Source organism: Cohnella sp. LGH (assembly GCF_017671885.1).
In the GTDB taxonomy this organism is placed as follows: domain Bacteria; phylum Bacillota; class Bacilli; order Paenibacillales; family Paenibacillaceae; genus Cohnella; species Cohnella phaseoli.
Window position 1 is genome coordinate 8,664,204 of the sequence record NZ_CP072117.1, and the last position, 15,204, is coordinate 8,679,407.

General features: G+C 46.0%; 18 protein-coding genes. 8 read left to right on the forward strand and 10 right to left on the reverse strand.

From position 1 onward, the window contains the following. Window positions 1-35 precede the first annotated feature (35 nt). Entirely contained in the window at window positions 36-899 is an 864-nt protein-coding gene (locus J4772_RS35720) for an aldo/keto reductase (protein ID WP_209073530.1), read from the reverse strand. A gap of 149 nt (window positions 900-1,048) precedes the next feature. After that, the gene (locus J4772_RS35725) at window positions 1,049-1,597 is read right to left on the reverse strand and encodes a pyridoxamine 5'-phosphate oxidase family protein (protein WP_209073531.1); all 549 of its coding nucleotides are present in this window, start codon (window positions 1,595-1,597) and stop codon (window positions 1,049-1,051) included. 189 nt (window positions 1,598-1,786) lie between these two features. On the opposite strand from J4772_RS35725, the gene J4772_RS35730 reads away from it, so the two are divergent. Beyond that, window positions 1,787-2,722 (forward strand): ATP-dependent DNA ligase, encoded by a 936-nt coding sequence (locus J4772_RS35730; protein ID WP_209073532.1) that lies wholly within the window; start codon window positions 1,787-1,789, stop codon window positions 2,720-2,722. 39 nt (window positions 2,723-2,761) lie between these two features. On the opposite strand, the gene J4772_RS35735 is transcribed toward J4772_RS35730, so the two are convergent. From J4772_RS35735 to J4772_RS35745, 3 genes are all read right to left on the reverse strand, one after another. Continuing rightward, window positions 2,762-3,328 carry a hypothetical protein gene (locus J4772_RS35735; RefSeq protein WP_209073533.1) on the reverse strand — a complete coding sequence of 189 codons (567 nt, stop codon included), beginning with the start codon at window positions 3,326-3,328 and terminating at the stop codon, window positions 2,762-2,764. Window positions 3,329-3,391: 63 nt separating this feature from the next. Next, on the reverse strand, window positions 3,392-4,204 hold the full coding sequence (locus J4772_RS35740) for an AAC(3) family N-acetyltransferase (protein ID WP_209073534.1): 813 nt from the start codon (window positions 4,202-4,204) through the stop codon (window positions 3,392-3,394). Between the two features lie 392 nt (window positions 4,205-4,596). Continuing rightward, window positions 4,597-5,280, reverse strand: a complete 684-nt coding sequence (locus tag J4772_RS35745; RefSeq protein WP_209073535.1) for a TetR/AcrR family transcriptional regulator — start codon at window positions 5,278-5,280, stop codon at window positions 4,597-4,599. A gap of 132 nt (window positions 5,281-5,412) precedes the next feature. Here J4772_RS35745 and J4772_RS35750 point away from each other — a divergent pair, with 132 nt between their 5' ends. The 7 genes from J4772_RS35750 to J4772_RS35780 all read left to right on the forward strand — a co-directional run bounded on the left by J4772_RS35750 (window position 5,413) and on the right by J4772_RS35780 (window position 10,875). Next, window positions 5,413-6,765 carry an MATE family efflux transporter gene (locus J4772_RS35750; RefSeq protein WP_209073536.1) on the forward strand — a complete coding sequence of 451 codons (1,353 nt, stop codon included), beginning with the start codon at window positions 5,413-5,415 and terminating at the stop codon, window positions 6,763-6,765. Window positions 6,766-6,894: 129 nt separating this feature from the next. Continuing rightward, the gene (locus J4772_RS35755) at window positions 6,895-7,341 is read left to right on the forward strand and encodes a DUF2178 domain-containing protein (RefSeq protein WP_209073537.1); all 447 of its coding nucleotides are present in this window, start codon (window positions 6,895-6,897) and stop codon (window positions 7,339-7,341) included. Between the two features lies 1 nt (window position 7,342). Next, window positions 7,343-7,561: a helix-turn-helix transcriptional regulator gene (locus tag J4772_RS35760; RefSeq protein WP_209073538.1), complete on the forward strand. Its 219-nt coding sequence runs from the start codon at window positions 7,343-7,345 to the stop codon at window positions 7,559-7,561. Window positions 7,562-7,616: 55 nt separating this feature from the next. After that, complete coding sequence (locus J4772_RS35765) at window positions 7,617-8,300, forward strand: DUF4386 domain-containing protein (RefSeq protein WP_247740943.1); 684 nt, start codon at window positions 7,617-7,619, stop codon at window positions 8,298-8,300. 18 nt (window positions 8,301-8,318) lie between these two features. Next, entirely contained in the window at window positions 8,319-8,939 is a 621-nt protein-coding gene (locus tag J4772_RS35770) for a class I SAM-dependent methyltransferase (protein ID WP_209073540.1), read from the forward strand. A gap of 153 nt (window positions 8,940-9,092) precedes the next feature. Beyond that, entirely contained in the window at window positions 9,093-10,010 is a 918-nt protein-coding gene (locus tag J4772_RS35775) for a PadR family transcriptional regulator (protein WP_209073541.1), read from the forward strand. Window positions 10,011-10,182: 172 nt separating this feature from the next. Continuing rightward, a complete protein-coding gene (locus tag J4772_RS35780) occupies window positions 10,183-10,875 on the forward strand; it encodes a YetF domain-containing protein (protein ID WP_209073542.1) in 693 nt (230 codons plus the stop codon). Between the two features lie 7 nt (window positions 10,876-10,882). Here J4772_RS35780 and J4772_RS35785 read toward each other — a convergent pair whose 3' ends face one another. The 5 genes from J4772_RS35785 to J4772_RS35805 form a co-directional block, all read right to left on the reverse strand. Further along, window positions 10,883-11,464 carry a YkoP family protein gene (locus J4772_RS35785; protein WP_247740944.1) on the reverse strand — a complete coding sequence of 194 codons (582 nt, stop codon included), beginning with the start codon at window positions 11,462-11,464 and terminating at the stop codon, window positions 10,883-10,885. A 22-nt stretch (window positions 11,465-11,486) separates the two neighbouring features. After that, on the reverse strand, window positions 11,487-12,173 hold the full coding sequence (locus J4772_RS35790; RefSeq protein WP_209073543.1) for an ABC transporter permease: 687 nt from the start codon (window positions 12,171-12,173) through the stop codon (window positions 11,487-11,489). Next, window positions 12,166-13,089 carry an ABC transporter ATP-binding protein gene (locus J4772_RS35795; protein ID WP_209073544.1) on the reverse strand — a complete coding sequence of 308 codons (924 nt, stop codon included), beginning with the start codon at window positions 13,087-13,089 and terminating at the stop codon, window positions 12,166-12,168. The genes J4772_RS35790 and J4772_RS35795 overlap by 8 nt, the downstream gene beginning before the upstream one ends. A 162-nt stretch (window positions 13,090-13,251) precedes the next feature. Then, window positions 13,252-14,043 (reverse strand): sensor histidine kinase, encoded by a 792-nt coding sequence (locus tag J4772_RS35800; protein WP_371822808.1) that lies wholly within the window; start codon window positions 14,041-14,043, stop codon window positions 13,252-13,254. A 143-nt stretch (window positions 14,044-14,186) separates the two neighbouring features. Beyond that, the gene (locus J4772_RS35805; RefSeq protein WP_305827840.1) at window positions 14,187-14,897 is read right to left on the reverse strand and encodes a response regulator transcription factor; all 711 of its coding nucleotides are present in this window, start codon (window positions 14,895-14,897) and stop codon (window positions 14,187-14,189) included. Between the last annotated feature and the right edge of the window lie 307 nt (window positions 14,898-15,204).

Sequence of the window (15,204 nt, forward strand, 5' to 3'; positions counted from 1 at the left end):
AGCTCCTTTATCCAGTAGTTCCCCGTGTGTTCCCACTAGCTAATTCCTCTATTGTCGGCAGGGAAGTGACTCTCAATTTGTTCAAGATCCCCCTGATCTAGCTCCCACCCTAAAGCATTTAGATTATCGGCAATGTGCTCCTTTTTCGCAGCTTTAGGGATTGTAACCAAATCTTCCTGTCTTAACACCCAGTTTAACGCCACTTGATAAGCGGTCTTGCCGTGTTTGGCCCCTATGGATTCCAGGACATGGCGTTCTTGCGATCCAACCTCAGGAAAACCCTTCGCGCCGAATACATGAGGAGCATATCCAAATGGCGAGTACCCCATAATGGTAATCCCGTTCTTCTTTGCAAAGGGCAATATTTCACTCTCTATGGTTCTATCGTTCAGATGATATCCGACTTGATTACAAACCAAGGGTATGCTGCCTAGATGGGATTGAGCCTCCTGCATGAGGCGAGTGGAGAAATTGCTTACTCCCACATATTTGATTAGCCCTTTTTGAACTAATTCCGCCATAGCCCCCATCGTTTCCGAAACCTCATATTGCTCGCTGGGCCAATGCTGTAAATATAGATCGATATAATTTGTCTTTAAACGTTCTAAACTAGCCTCTGCTGCGCTTAGAACGCCTTTGTAAGAGCAATTCTTTGCAGAAACCTTCGTTACCAGAAACACATCGCTTCTAATATCTCGAATGGCCTGACCGACAACTCTCTCCGATCCTCCGTTGCTGTATTCTTCTGCCGTATCAATCAGAGCAAGCCCCTGTTCAATCCCGAAACGCAAAGCCTCGATTTCGTCTTTCTCCGAATGCTGATCTTCGCCAAATTTCCAGGTTCCTTGTCCAATAGCAGGAATACGTACTTCTGTATTGCCTAGCTTGCGACGTAGCATGCAGAATACCTCCCAGAATCGGTATAAGTCTATCCGTATTTATTCGTATTGTAACACTGTTTGTCTGAGAAAACTGTCCATCGCACCTTAAAAGGCCGCCGATGACGGCAGCCTTTGTCATGAACACTCTATATCCATGGTATAGACAGTTAAATCTCTGGTCCGGCATTCATGGCCGTTCTATACATTTTTTCTGCTTCGATCGGACTTTCCTTGGCCGTCACATGATACGGGTTAACCCGGTATACCTGAACCGGTCCGCCGAATACAGCCGATCGATACTTGTCCACATGCTGTTTCGACAAGGGACGGTTATAGTAGCCGGAGACGTATTTATTGATCATTTCCTGAAGAACATGGGTGGCTTCGTCCAGATCCGTGATTGGCTCCGCTTGACCAAAAATCATAACACTCATATACGCTGTATCCGTTTTGGCAGGAACGGGATCCGTAATCGTCCCATATTCCTCGCATACCGTAAAACAAACCTCTGAATTGTCACTCATGATATGATTGCGTCTTCCGCCTCCCGCCCCATGAAAATAAAGTTTGCCCTCCGTCCATACATAATTAAGCGGTACAACATAAGGCAGCTTCCCGTCAACCAGCCCAAGATGTCCAATTCTCGCTTGGCGAAGGAAACTTTCTATTTTCTCTTGATCTCTACATTCCCTGATCTTGTAACGAACCGGATCCATTTCAAACGCTCCATTCACTTGTAGGATACCGGTAGTATATCAACCTATGGATTGTATTAAAACGTCCAAACAATATGAATAAAAACAATCCATAACTGCTTCCGCTCAAGCAATAAATATAAAAAACTAATTACGAACAATCCTTTCCTTTACTCCATTTATTCCTCCAATATTGGTTATCCTACAAGCATGAAACCAATCATCCCATTCGAACCGCTACGCACAGACGTTATCCCGATAGGCGAAAAGTGGATTTACCAGGTCAAGTGGGATGGCGTCCGCATTCTCGCTTACTGCGACGGCGGTGAATTCCAGCTGTACAACCGAAAATTAAACGAACGGACGATGCAGTTTCCCGAGTTGATTAATCGTGGCTATTGCAAGGCATCCTCCTTCATCCTGGACGGTGAAGTTATCGCCTTGGCGGCCGATGGGAAGCCGTCGTTTCACGAGGTCATGCGCCGAGACGGAATTCGCCGACCAGAACACGTATCGGTCGCACAAAAAGAAGTTTCGATCACTTACATGATTTTCGATATCGTTTATTTAAACGGGGAATGGCTTAATAACCGACCTCTCTCTGATCGTCTGGAGCTGCTGCAGGAATTCGTTATACCGACTCCCACCGTGCAACTGGTTGCCTCTCATCCTGACGGGGAGTCCTTGTTCCGTGTCGTCGAACAGAATGGCATGGAAGGCATCGTCTGCAAGGATATAAACAGTACCTACGAAATTGGACGAAAAGACGGGCGATGGGTTAAAGTCAAAAATTACGGGGATGTCGTGGCGGTGATCGGAGGATTTACTTTGCGAGATGGCGTCGTTAACGCAATCTTGGCCGGCCTGTATCATGAAGGAAAACTGGGGTTTATCGGCAAAGTCGGGACCGGAAAACTCACGGCTGAGGACTGGCGGACGCTCACGGTCACGCTGCAGGGGATTGCCACAGCAGAATGCCCCTTTGCCTATCGGCATCCCGACATGCGCGGCGCATACTGGTGCCAACCGATATTAACCGCAAAAGTCCAGTTCACGGAATGGCGGCGGCACGAGGGGAGGAACATGCGGCAGCCAAGCATTCAAGCGTTTGTCAGCGTTCCGCCCCATGAGTGCGTATTCGAATAAAGAGCAGGAGGGACCGCCTCGCTGCTCTTTGGGTTTCTTTCAAAACTCATATTTCTCGAATCGCTGTCTGAGATCTCCCTCGTGCGGAATCCACTCCGCATCGCACCATAATGTCATTTGCACAAGCTCCGACAGCTTATCTACGGCCTGCCACGGGGTCGTAATCGTTATGAACTCGGGCAAATCCTCATTACGGATATCCAACGCTTCACGCAGGTAGTCATCATTAAGACGTTCTTCTGCGAGTTCATACTCTTCCCTCGTCCATTGTTCGCAAAAGATTTTCTCAGCTTGAATGACTCCAGCCGCGAAAACCGACAGCTCGAAAATCTCCTCATTCATATATCCGCCGGTCATGACCGGCTCCTCGATTAGCTGGGAAAGCCTTTTGCCAACCTTCTTCACTGTACCCCAAACAAAATAATCGTTGAGCACGCTGATCCAGTTTTCGTTGCTTTGGCGGCTTATGTACATGACGACCGAGGTCTCTTGAGCCTCTTTTATACCCAATACATCCCCATGCTCTTTGCTTAGCTCTCTTAACGCTTCGATCGTCTTCTCCAGGTTATTCGACTTAATATGCAAATTGGCAAATGATCTTCCCACAGGATAGCCTCCTCACTAGGGCGTGTCTGAAAATCTGCTGCCCTGGGAGTACTCAGACACGCCCTAGCTATTCACTCGATGTTTCTCTAAATATCTTTCGGCATAATCAACCGCTTCCTTTAAATCGAATAAGCCGCATGTCGCATTTCCTATTTTACCACGTTGAACATGGCCACCTGCTTCGAAACTTTCCCCAATCCTTGAAAAATCGTCAGCATCGTACGCAAAGTCCGTAAACCATTCCCACACCCGTTTCCCGTCTTTCAGCATGGTAGTCCCCATCCGCTTTGTCGGCATAGAATTCAGCTTGGCCTCTGCAAGATGAAAGCTCGTGCATGAGTCGAATCCTACACCGAGCAGTAGCACCTTCGCACCGATGCTATAAAGCTTGCCGAGCGGAGAATCATCACCGAATTGCGGGGTTAGCGGGTGGTCAGATGTCACATACTCCGCATATTTCCCATTCGAGCAAAAGGAAACCTGAGGATGCTGCGATCTCAAAGTCCCCGGATAAGTTCTGAATAGCTCCGCGATGCGTCCCATTCCTCTTGTCGGAGTGATCAAAGGATCGAATGCTGGCATTTCATTATAAATCATATTAATCCATTCCTGTGGAACGGGGGGATTCTCCCACTCTCCGGGATCGCTCCAGTCCCCGCTCTGTGCGGGCATGGTCACAGTGCCGCCATCCCCTACTGATTTCAACAAAGCCTGCACAACAGCCTGCGCACCGCCACAAACCCACCCCAGGCTAGACAGTGAGGAATGGACCAGAATATTGTCTTCCTGCCGAATTCCTAGAACCTGCATATCTCGGATCATACTGCTCACAGTCACAGGTATCTGCGTTCGATTAATGATTTCTTTTTCTTTCAAGGCTCGCTCTCCTTCATACTTTAGTAATGGAGGAAAATCAGAGAAAGAGTCGAATAGTAGTAATTAATGTAATATATCAGCCAAGGGAGCGCGGAGATTTTTCCGGCTCCTTTTATTTTTGGAGAGAGATGCTGAAATATTATCTCGCCTATAACGGGAAACGCGTCAATGTACCGCTATCCCGAGATGAGGCATTTAAGCTGCTTATGGAGACTAAGGGGGCTATCAAGGGATTAAGTATTATGGTATACGATGAGAAGGGAAAGTTTATACGGGAAATGGGAAGAGATCGGCACCGATAACTCTCAATCTTCAATTCGATACTCATAGATCCTTGAATATCCCTTACCTATGTACTCCCATTGTGTTCTTGCGCACATCAAATATCTCCATCATTTTTGGGTCTCCTCCTTAATCACCTGCTCAATTCCCAGTAAAATCAGTCTTAAGCCGAATTCAAACGCCACGTCGGTCCCCATCAGCTCAAACAGCCCGTTCGTGAACATCCTCCGGAACAGTCCCGCTTCCTTCTCGCTCATGGAATCCAGAAGGCGAACCATCTCCTCGCCTGGAAGCTCTTTCTGGTCTTTAAGGATAGCAGAGACATTGCGCTCATGCTGATAATCGTCCAGAACGAAGTAGAAGACGTAGTTCACAAGCGTAGTCACCACTTGCATCTTCTGCTCCTGCTTGAGCGGCGTCGATTCCACGCAAAGCAGCATACGGTTAGTGAAGCGGATGATGTCCGGCTCGTGAGGCAGCGTCATCATCATAAGCTGCGTGGAGCAAGGATACCGACTGAGCACACTCCGCACCGTTACCGCCAGCCCCGTCAACTGCTCCTTCCAGTCTCCCTCGGAATGAAACTCCTCCAGAATGATTTTCGATACTTGGTTGGCCAGACGCTGGTAGAGATCTTGCTTGCTTTTGAAATACCAGTACAGAGAGGGAGCCTGAATCCCCAGCCGGTCGGCCAACCGTCTCAAGCTGAACTTCTCGATGCCTTCCGCCCCAAGAAGCTCCCACGAGGCTTCCAAGATCTTATCTTCGGAAATTTGCGGCTGCAGTTTTTTCATCGAATCATCCGCCTTTTTATCTAACAGTGTAAGTTTGTTCTTTACAGGTCCATAGCTTCATGATAACATCTAACACTGTAAGGTTCAATCTAACACTGTTAGACAGATAAAATGAAGAAAGAAGTGATCCGTATGGATGCCCAAAACCTCCATTACTTCGAAAAAGCACCTGTCGCCAAAGCCGTAGCTCACTTCGCTGTACCTATGATGCTGGGTACGTCAATGAGTGTCATCTACTCCATCTTAAATGCCTTTTTCCTTGGTACACTTAACAATACCGCCATGTTGACCGCGCTTGCGCTAACCTTGCCGTTGTTCGCTGTCATTATGGCGCTAGGCAACTTGATTGGCATGGGCAGCGGTACGTTCATCTCCCGCTTATTGGGAGAGAAGCGATATGAGGCAGTAAAGCATGTGTCTTCATTCGCTTTTTGCAGCAGTTTAGTGCTCGGTCTCATCGTAATCGCCGTCGGCCTCCCTCTGCTCGACTCCATCGTTCATAGTCTGGGGGCAACGCCCGATTCCTTCGGATTCACGAAGGACTATGTCACGGTTATGCTGATCGGTTCGCCAATCGTCGTATTATTTTTCACATTGGAAAATATCGTACGCGCAGAGGGTGCGGCCATTACGTCCATGACCGGTATGATTCTTAGCGTTATCGTGAACATTATTCTCGATGCGCTAGTCATCTTCGTTTTCCACTGGGGCGTTATCGGCGTTGCGTCTGCTACCGTAATTTCTAACTTGGCGGCGATTGTATTCTACGCCTTCCACATGGGGTATAAGAGCCAATTTTTAACCGTCTCGGTAAAATGGTTCAAAGCGAATAAAGAAATTCTAAGCAATGTGTTCAAAATCGGGGTTCCCGTCTTTGTTATGAGCATCTTCCTGGGGGCCATGTCGCTGATCTTGAATCATTTCCTTGTCGAATATGGGGATCAGGCTGTGGCGGCTTACGGAATTTCGTCGCGCTTGCTGCAATTTCCCGAGTTTATTCTGATGGGCTTATGCGAAGGAGTCGTGCCGCTGATCGCGTTCTCTTTTACAGCGAATAAATTGCGCATGAAACAAACGATCGGATTCACGATCAAAGCGATTGTCGCGTTAGCGGTCGCGTTCGGCCTCATCGTCTACTTGATTTCCGATCACTTAATTGGGTTATTTACGAATGATCTGCATTTAATTGAAATGGGCAGCTACATTCTGCATGTTACGTTCTTATCCTTGTTCATTACGGGAATGACTACGTTGTTTACGGGGATTTTCCAGGCGACAGCGCAAGGAACCGCCGCCTTTATTATGTCGATTATTCAAGGAATTACTCTGATTCCTGTGCTCTACATCGCCAATCGAATGAATGGTTTCCATGGGGTCGTCTGGTCGCTTGTCATTGCGGATGCTGTCGCGTTCCTGGTGGGGGCTGCCATGCTGTATGTTCTGAGGAACAAGCTGCAGCCGGATTTGGATCATTTAATAGAGTAGAAAATGACTGCACCACACCCGTCTTTATGGACAACTCATTGTAAAATAAACTTGACATTAGATCTAGTTTTAATTACATTATGTATAGTTTACTTTACATCCTGAATAACGATAAATTAGGAGGTCAATATGTCCTATCAAGAAAAAAAAGTTTATGTTTCTATCATCAGCAGTATACTCATATTCACCCTCTACACTTTATACGCGATAAACAATGCCGAGGAGGGTAGCATCACTTCGGCTAGCGACTTCAGTTTCTGGGGTTCCTTCATACTGGTGTTGCTCCCGGTGTCGATCGTAGCGAAAATTATTATTCATATCGTGTTTGTCATCATCAATAAAATCGCGACGAACGAGGATGAGCCTTCTTTTGAAGATGAATTGGATAAGGTCATCGAGTTAAAAGCGGATCGGATTTCGTTGCATGTGTTTTTCTTCGGGTTTATATTATCCATGATTCCGCTCGTTACGGATCTTCCGACTTACTTAACGTTTCTTGCGTTGATCTGCTTCGGTTTCTTATCCGATCTCCTGGGACGTATCGCTCAATTATACTTTTATAGAAGAGGAGTTTGACATGGGAAAGGATGCGATCAGCAATCAGATTCGGAATCTTCGCTTTCATCATAACGAGATGACCCAGCAGCAATTAGCGGATCAGGCCGGGGTCACCAGACAAACCATTGTCGCTATTGAGAAGGGCAACTACTCGCCTTCCTTGGAGCTAGCTTTTCGCATCGCGCGTGTATTCGGAAAATCCATTGAAGAGGTCTTTCAATATGAAGATAATTCTTAAAATTTGTCTCGCTAACGCCACCAATCGCGGGTATTGATGAGGAGGCTTATGGGTGATGCGGAGGAGTATTCTATCCGACAGAAGGCCTGCAGTAATTACCGGGGTGTTACTATTAGTCGGGCTGGTTGCAGGCCTGTTTAGCGTTGTTCCTGTTATCGATGGAGCAGACTACTTGGCCAAAGCTTCAACGCATGAAAATCAGGTGCTGATAGGAGCGTTATCCCAACTGTTAATGGTGGTTGCATATGTGGGTACTCCCATTGTGTTGTATCCGTTATTAAGTAAGCATCATAAAGGCGTAGCTCTTGGATCCGTCGCTTTCGGCATCATTGCCGGTGTGTTCATTATAATGGGGGTAATCATTCTTCTGTTGTTATTGACATTAAGTCATGAATTTTCAAACCTTGGGGCTTCCAATGGCTCGTATGTTCAGACTCTGGGAGGACTGTTAAGGGAAGGACGCGATCTGGTAAACCATGTGGCCACGACGCTGGCATTTGTATTAGCTATGCTTTTGTTTAACCTCATATTTCACCAAACAAAAATCATTCCTCGGTGGTTGTCCGTTTTGGGCCTTCTCGGCTCTACGTTATCCATATTGGCTAGCTTATTATTTATGATTCGCCTCATCGGTCTGGATGCTAGCTACATGACGTTGAACGTTCCAATCGCCATACAGCAATTGGTGCTGGCTATATGGCTAATCCTTAAAGGATTCAACCGGACGGAAGCTATATAAAAAGGTGGTGTAACGACAATGAATAATTCGGAACGGTTCTGGGACAAAACCGCAAGCCAATACGACCAGATCGAGATGAAGGATGGACAGACTTATCTCCAAATCATACAAAGGACGAAAGCGTATCTCGAAATAAGCAATGTGGTGCTCGATTACGGCTGTGGAACAGGATCAATCTCCAATGAAATTTCCGAAGACGTGAAGGAAATCCATGCGATCGATCTATCTTCAAATATGATCGCCATTGCCGAAAAAAAGGCCAACGAGCGAAACGTCGCAAATATCCACTATACACATACGACCATTTTTGATGAACGGTATAAGGCAGGGTCACTTGATGTCATCTTGGCCTTTCATGTTCTGCATTTATTGGAGGATGAGCAGATCGTTCTACAAAGAATAAACGAACTGTTGAAACCGGGAGGATTATTCATTTCTGCAACCCCATGCGTGGGTGAAAAGATACTTCTAAGAAACTTGTTATTCCTTGCGGGCAGAGTTGGTTTGATGCCGAGTATAAGATCATTTAACATACGCAATTTGATCAACACAATCGAGAATGGGAATTTCTCCATTGTGGAATCGGAGTGCTTAAAGAAAAGCTCTAGGGAGTATTTCGTTGTGGCCAGGAAGGCTTGATATTATTGCCTTCACCGATAATTACAACTCATCCTTTCTCCCAAAGCTCGACCAATCGACCGTCAGGATCGGGATGTAGCGCTGACGTTCTCGTTTACATATATATTAACATATGTTACCGTTAACCTATGTTAATTATAACGAGGTGTTGCTATGTCGATCCAATTAGCCATATTAGGCATACTAAGTTGGAAATCCTCAACAGGCTATGAACTTAAAAAAATCTTCGAGGATTCCTCCTTCATGTACTGGTCCGGTAATAATAATCAAATTTACAAAGCTTTAATGAGTCTGGAGAATGAAGATCTTGTTACCAGTGAGGTGATCCATCAGGATAACTCCCCTTCCAAAAAAATATATACCCTAACAGAAGAAGGGCTTACAGAACTCAGAAATTGGCTGGTGTCATCACCGGAAGCTCCCGAGATCAAAAAAACATTTTTGGTACAGCTTGCATGGTCGGATCTGCTAAGTAATCAAGAATTAAGCGAGATGCTCACCAAATATGAAAATGAAGTCAAACTTCAATTGATTATGCAGAAGGAAAAATACAGACGCGCTCTTCATTCGCCTAATCGAAGTCCAAGGGAAAGCTTAATATGGGAGATGATTTCGGAAAACATTATTTCAACGTACAACAATGAGCTTAATTGGGTCCGTGAAACCCGCCAGAGGTTGTTTGAAAATGAAACTATAGAGGAGAAGGATAGAATGAACTATCAAATAAGAGAAGTAGAGGGTAAAAAATATATTGAACTGATTTCTGCTACTGAGCCTTTAAGCACAGAAACTCAAGCGCTTGATCTGATCTCTTTATGCTGGGAGCACGATATAACTGCGATTATGATACACTATGCGGCCTTGTCGGAAGACTTCTTCAAACTTAAAACCAAAGTGGCCGGTAATATGATTCAGAAATTTATTAACTACGGCATACAAACTGCTGCTATTATTCCTCAGGAGGCAATTGGAAAAGGCAGATTTAAAGAAATGGCTATGGAAATGAACACAGGCAATCATTTTAGATTGTATGAAAGTAAAGAAGAAGCTGAAAGTTGGCTCATGAAGTAGAAAGAAGGGAAATTATGGAAAATTGATATAAGTCGGATGCAGGCAACCAGGGAGTGTTAGGACATTACCGACAAATTCTTATTCGTGCTTTAAATTTAAGTTCCTTTTTCAAGTATAGGAAATGGAAAGGAGGACCAATTTAAGAATATCTGTTAGGCAAGGAGCCCTGCACATGACGTATGGAGAAATTCTATTTCGTACGGCAACGTCCTTTGTTGTTCTACTCGTTTTGACGCGACTGCTCGGTAAAAAACAAGTCGGACATCTCACATTTTTTAATTATGTTACAGGGATCACCTTCGGCTCCACTACTGCCGAGATTATCGTCAACAAACACATCACTCTGCTGCAGGGAATATCCAGCCTGGTCCTATGGTCGCTCTTGGCCTTCATCCTCGCCTCGATGGGATTACGCTCCGTCAAAGCGCGTGAGCTTCTCGACGGCCAGCCTACAATCCTCATCAAGCAAGGAGAGATTCTGGAAAAAGCATTGGCAAAACAACACCTCAACGTCGACGATTTAATTATGCTTCTTCGGAACAAGGATGTCTTCTCACCCGAAGAAGTCGAATTTGCAATACTGGAGCCTGACGGTCAACTCAGCGTGCTAAGAAAAGAAGAACTTCTGCCTGCAACAAAAAAAGATATACAGGCACCCGTCACGCCCATTCACAGAATCCCGACTGAACTTATCGTTGATGGTAAAATCGTAGAAAAAAATCTTGAGAAAATAGATGTCTCTGTCGTCTGGCTCAAACAACAATTAAAGAAAGCCAGCATTCATTCTTTGGACCAAGTATTTTACGCAGAGCTCCAATTGGACGGGACGCTGTATATCGACAATTACCAGGACTCTGTCCCATAAAGTTTGGTTAATGATCTAAGAAATTATATTTCGCCACAAGAACGCCTCGGCTGAGCAATAGCATTCTGGGGACCAGCTTTTGCTCATTCCTATCGGCAGAAAGAAATCCATCCGGATGGAGCGCTCTTCGCAACAACCGCAAATAGCGAGTTACAATCCATCGGGTGCCCTTGGATTCAAGCGGGTGCACTTCAAAGCCCAGCCCGTGAATAATGCCGCGGTGGAGCAAAGTGATCCCGGTAAGCGCCTTAACCTGAGAGAGCTCGGGGTCGTTTTGTAACGCCTCACTGATCAGCTTCATGGATTTTCGCAGTTTTCTGGCGGTGAGAAGCCCCGCCCGATCGGCGCCAACCTCACTGGAAAGCTGCAGCACTTGCCAATTATCCAGATGCAGCTCACCGATCCAATCGCCGGCATCGATTCGCTGCCCATCCTGACAAATGAGACCTTTTCCGTGATACCGTCGAAGTACCAGTTTGCAGATGCCATATTTTTTGACGCATTTGCTTCGTAGTTTCATAATATGGTCCAAAAACCCTTCCCACGCCATCCAGGTTTGTTGAACGGCTTTTGACACGAAAACACTCATGATATGGTGATTCCTTTCTGTTCTAGACAATGTCCTTATCGTTTATGTTCCGTATCGAGAGGTAGGCGATCGCAATTCCGAGTGCCGCTAATAGGAGAGGAACGAACACAATCGAGCTCAGCGTAAAATCATTTCCGGCATTGGAATTGAGCAACGCGCCGATAAAAATCGCCGATACGATCGTGGTTACGGTCGAGTGCTTGCGCATGCCGAAGAAGAGCGGGATGAGTGCGATGAAACTGGTCATGGCGGAATTGATCAATATTTTAACACTTTGTTCCATCCACGAAATCTGGCTTAAATCGTTCGGAATGAACTGAGCAAAATGATTAAACAGGTAGAATCCGGAGACGGACAACACCCTAGTCAGTACGCCGAACGCGAACGTGAACAGAACGACGATCGCAAGTTTAGCAACAAGCAGCTTTTTGCGTTCGATCGGGTACATGAACAGCACCGTAATCGATTTGCTCTTAAATTCGTCTATGATCAGCTTGGATAGCAGTACTGCCGCAAAGATTGTAAATGTAACCGAAGCCAATATATCAGCAACCTTAAACGCATCCCCGTAATTGGCTACCGCCTGATCGGCCGAATCTATACTCATGAGAATCATAAAAGCCGTAATAATGAGGATGGCGATAAAACCGCCGATAATGTTCCCTCTGAATTTATACTTTTTCATTTCCAGCTTCATCAAGCTAAGCATTGAGGCTGCCTCCGTTCAATAAAGAAATAAAATATTCCTCAAGCGAACTGTTCTTTTTGGTGATCGACTCGATCATGCATCCGTTGATGATCAAAGCTTTAGTCATCTCGTTCTGCGACTTTTGGACATCGTATACGCGCAGCAAATGATCATCGATGACCTTAAAGTTCGTCAGATTCAATTCATTGGATAGAATGAATGCCGCCTTCTTGCTATCGCTGACGGCGAGTTCCACATACTCGGTGTTTCTATCCCTCACCATTTGCATGGAAACCTCCTCCACCAACCTCCCATGATTGATTACGCCGATTGTATCAACCATTTGCTCCATCTCGCCCAGAATATGACTCGACACTAGAAGCGTCATCCCGTATTCATTGGACAGCATTTTGAAAATATCCCGCATTTCTCTGATCCCTACAGGGTCCAATCCGTTAATTGGCTCATCAAGAATCAACAGCTCGGGTTTCGTTAGAATAGCTCTAGCAATGCCTAGCCGTTGCTTCATTCCCAGCGAAAGATCCTTAACCGGCTTTTTGTCCATGTTCGTCAATTTGACCAGCTCAAGCACGTCGTCGATTTTCTTTTTGTTGTAATACCCCATATATTCACAGTGCAGCTCCAAGTTTTCCCGCGCCTGCAATCGGTCGTAAAAAACCGGATATTCAATAATCGACCCCATTCGGCCCAACAGATGATAAGATTGCTTTGTCAGCTTTTCGCCAAAAATTTCAATCTCTCCGCTGGTTGGCTTCACTAAATTCGTGAGCATTTTCATAATCGTCGTCTTGCCTGCCCCGTTCGGACCCAAAAATCCGTAGATTTCCCCTTGCTTGATATTCATATTAACGTCGGTGACTACCTCTTTGCCTTGAAACACCTTGGTTAATCCAATCGTTCTCACTACATAGTCCATACCGATTACTCCTTCGTTCATCATGTCTTATAATCCCATTATAAAAGCCAATCCCGTCTTATCTATTTCTCGATTCTTACTTCTTTCTTACATGGAGCATTGAAAAAAGCCTACAAAACGCAGCTCCTCCTGCATCTCATAAGCTTCTCCGCTTCATGGCGATTAATATCGGAACGGCCTCAGTCGAACCGTGAAGATGGTTTTCTCATAGGGCTTGCTGTATAACCGAATATCCCCGCCTTGGCTTTGCGCCAATCTCTTCGAAATCGTTAAACCTAGCCCGCTGCCTTGAAACGATCTACTCCGGGAATCCTCCAACGTGTATAAGCGTTCGAATACCCGGCTCTGATGCATTTCACCGATTCCTTTGCCTCGATCCCATACATCCATGCAGATTGCATCCGGCTCCTGCCGCAAGGTCAATCCAACAATGTTCCCGTCCTTGCCGTAGCGGATCGCATTGGAAATCAGATTATGCAGGATCCGGTTAATTGCTTCCTCGTTCGCATAAGCATAGATCGGCTCTTCGGAAATTTCAATATCGACTGCAAAGCCTGCGTTTGTTAACACCTCGTAAAAATCCAACATGTTTCGGCGACAAACCTCATTGAGATGTACGCGGGTCAGCGGCATCGGTTGATCCTCCGATTCCAGCTTGGCGAGATCAAAAAATTGCCGAATCAAGTCCATAGCCTCGTTCGTCTTGCGCTGAACCTTAATAAGCATTTCGGCGCGATCCTCCGCCTTCATGTCGGGATCTAAATTAAGCGTTTCAATATAGCCGAGAACGACGGTTAGCGGGGTTCTCAAGTCGTGGGAGGCGTTGGACAGCATCCGCCGTATGGATTTCTCCGTTCCTGACCGTTCTGCCCGGATTCGCTGGTTGTGCTCCAGTACTCGATTAATATGTACCAGGAGCAGCCTCAGCTCGGCATCCTCCGTAAACAGCAGCATCTTTTCACTCGTATTTTGCGCTAGAATCATGTCCAGTTTGGCATGAGCTCGCCTAAGCTGGGCGCTCCGCCTTGCGTTCTTTCTCCGCTCTCGGATTAAAGCGCCTGCTAAGAGAATAATAAGGCACGTCAGCACATAAGCCATCACGCGTTGCCTTCCCACTTGTAGCCGATGCCCCATAGAGTCTTTAAGTATTTCGGCGAGGACGGCTCCTCCTCGACTTTCTCCCGCAGCCGGCGGATCTGCACATTAATGACATTCTCATCGCCCATATAATCGTCGTTCCAGATCAAATTATAAATTTGCGCCTTCGTGAATACCCGGTTCGGATTTTTAAGGAACAGCCTTAAAATCTCCGCTTCCTTGGCAGTTAGTTTGCATTCTTCGTTGCCCTTGAGGACCCTGTAGTTGTCCAGATCGACCACGACATTGCCGAACTGCATTTGGGTGCCGGAATTGGCTTTCTTATCGGGCTCGCGCTGAGCATATATCGTGGCTCTACGAATCGCAGCTTTGATCCGGGCCGTAATTTCGACCAGCGAGAAGGGTTTGGCAATATAATCATCCGCTCCAAAACCGAGACCTATCGCTTTATCGACATCGTTGTCATTCGCCGACATGATCAGAATCGGGACCGAGCTGGTCTCCCGCACCCTCTTGATGACCTCGATTCCGTCCAGCTTAGGCATCATAATATCCACTACCAGCAAATCGAAGCTATCCCTATTGAATAATGCAAGACCGGCTTCGCCGTTATCGGCCGACTGGACGATATAGCCTGCCTTCTTCAAGTGTCCCTCCAGCATCTCTACGATGGAGGCATCGTCTTCAATCAACAAAATCTTGTGCGACATCGTTCATTCACCTCTCAGGTTGAGTCCATTATACTATTTAACAGAAGAGAGGGCATCAAGATTGAACCACAACGTTTCCAATTGATTGAAAATTTAACTTTTGCGGCGGATTTATTTGCACACAAAAGTTTACGCAGGGAAGTTAGTCGGAAAATCGTACAAAGCTGCTCGGATCTGGCTCAAGTAGCGGGCGTTTGTTCGAAAAATCGCATAAAACTGCTCTGCTCAGGCCCAAACGACGAACGATTGTAGGAAAAACCGTATAAATACATCAAGATCAGGGATGGTGTCACTAAAGCGTCTTCGA

Bases quoted from the DNA above. Each gene is read 5' to 3' on its own strand.
- J4772_RS35730 (WP_209073532.1), top strand. From the start codon at position 1,787: ATGAAACCAATCATCCCATTCGAACCGCTACGCACAGACGTTATCCCG.
- J4772_RS35720 (WP_209073530.1), bottom strand. From the start codon at position 899: ATGCTACGTCGCAAGCTAGGCAATACAGAAGTACGTATTCCTGCTATT.
- J4772_RS35725 (WP_209073531.1), bottom strand. From the start codon at position 1,597: ATGGATCCGGTTCGTTACAAGATCAGGGAATGTAGAGATCAAGAGAAA.
- J4772_RS35805 (WP_305827840.1), bottom strand. From the start codon at position 14,897: ATGTCGCACAAGATTTTGTTGATTGAAGACGATGCCTCCATCGTAGAG.
- J4772_RS35750 (WP_209073536.1), top strand. From the start codon at position 5,413: ATGGATGCCCAAAACCTCCATTACTTCGAAAAAGCACCTGTCGCCAAA.
- J4772_RS35790 (WP_209073543.1), bottom strand. From the start codon at position 12,173: ATGCTTAGCTTGATGAAGCTGGAAATGAAAAAGTATAAATTCAGAGGG.
- J4772_RS35755 (WP_209073537.1), top strand. From the start codon at position 6,895: ATGTCCTATCAAGAAAAAAAAGTTTATGTTTCTATCATCAGCAGTATA.
- J4772_RS35785 (WP_247740944.1), bottom strand. From the start codon at position 11,464: ATGAGTGTTTTCGTGTCAAAAGCCGTTCAACAAACCTGGATGGCGTGG.
- J4772_RS35795 (WP_209073544.1), bottom strand. From the start codon at position 13,089: ATGGACTATGTAGTGAGAACGATTGGATTAACCAAGGTGTTTCAAGGC.
- J4772_RS35800 (WP_371822808.1), bottom strand. From the start codon at position 14,043: ATGCTGCTGTTTACGGAGGATGCCGAGCTGAGGCTGCTCCTGGTACAT.
- J4772_RS35780 (WP_209073542.1), top strand. From the start codon at position 10,183: ATGACGTATGGAGAAATTCTATTTCGTACGGCAACGTCCTTTGTTGTT.
- J4772_RS35770 (WP_209073540.1), top strand. From the start codon at position 8,319: ATGAATAATTCGGAACGGTTCTGGGACAAAACCGCAAGCCAATACGAC.
- J4772_RS35765 (WP_247740943.1), top strand. From the start codon at position 7,617: ATGCGGAGGAGTATTCTATCCGACAGAAGGCCTGCAGTAATTACCGGG.
- J4772_RS35760 (WP_209073538.1), top strand. From the start codon at position 7,343: ATGGGAAAGGATGCGATCAGCAATCAGATTCGGAATCTTCGCTTTCAT.
- J4772_RS35745 (WP_209073535.1), bottom strand. From the start codon at position 5,280: ATGAAAAAACTGCAGCCGCAAATTTCCGAAGATAAGATCTTGGAAGCC.
- J4772_RS35775 (WP_209073541.1), top strand. From the start codon at position 9,093: ATGTCGATCCAATTAGCCATATTAGGCATACTAAGTTGGAAATCCTCA.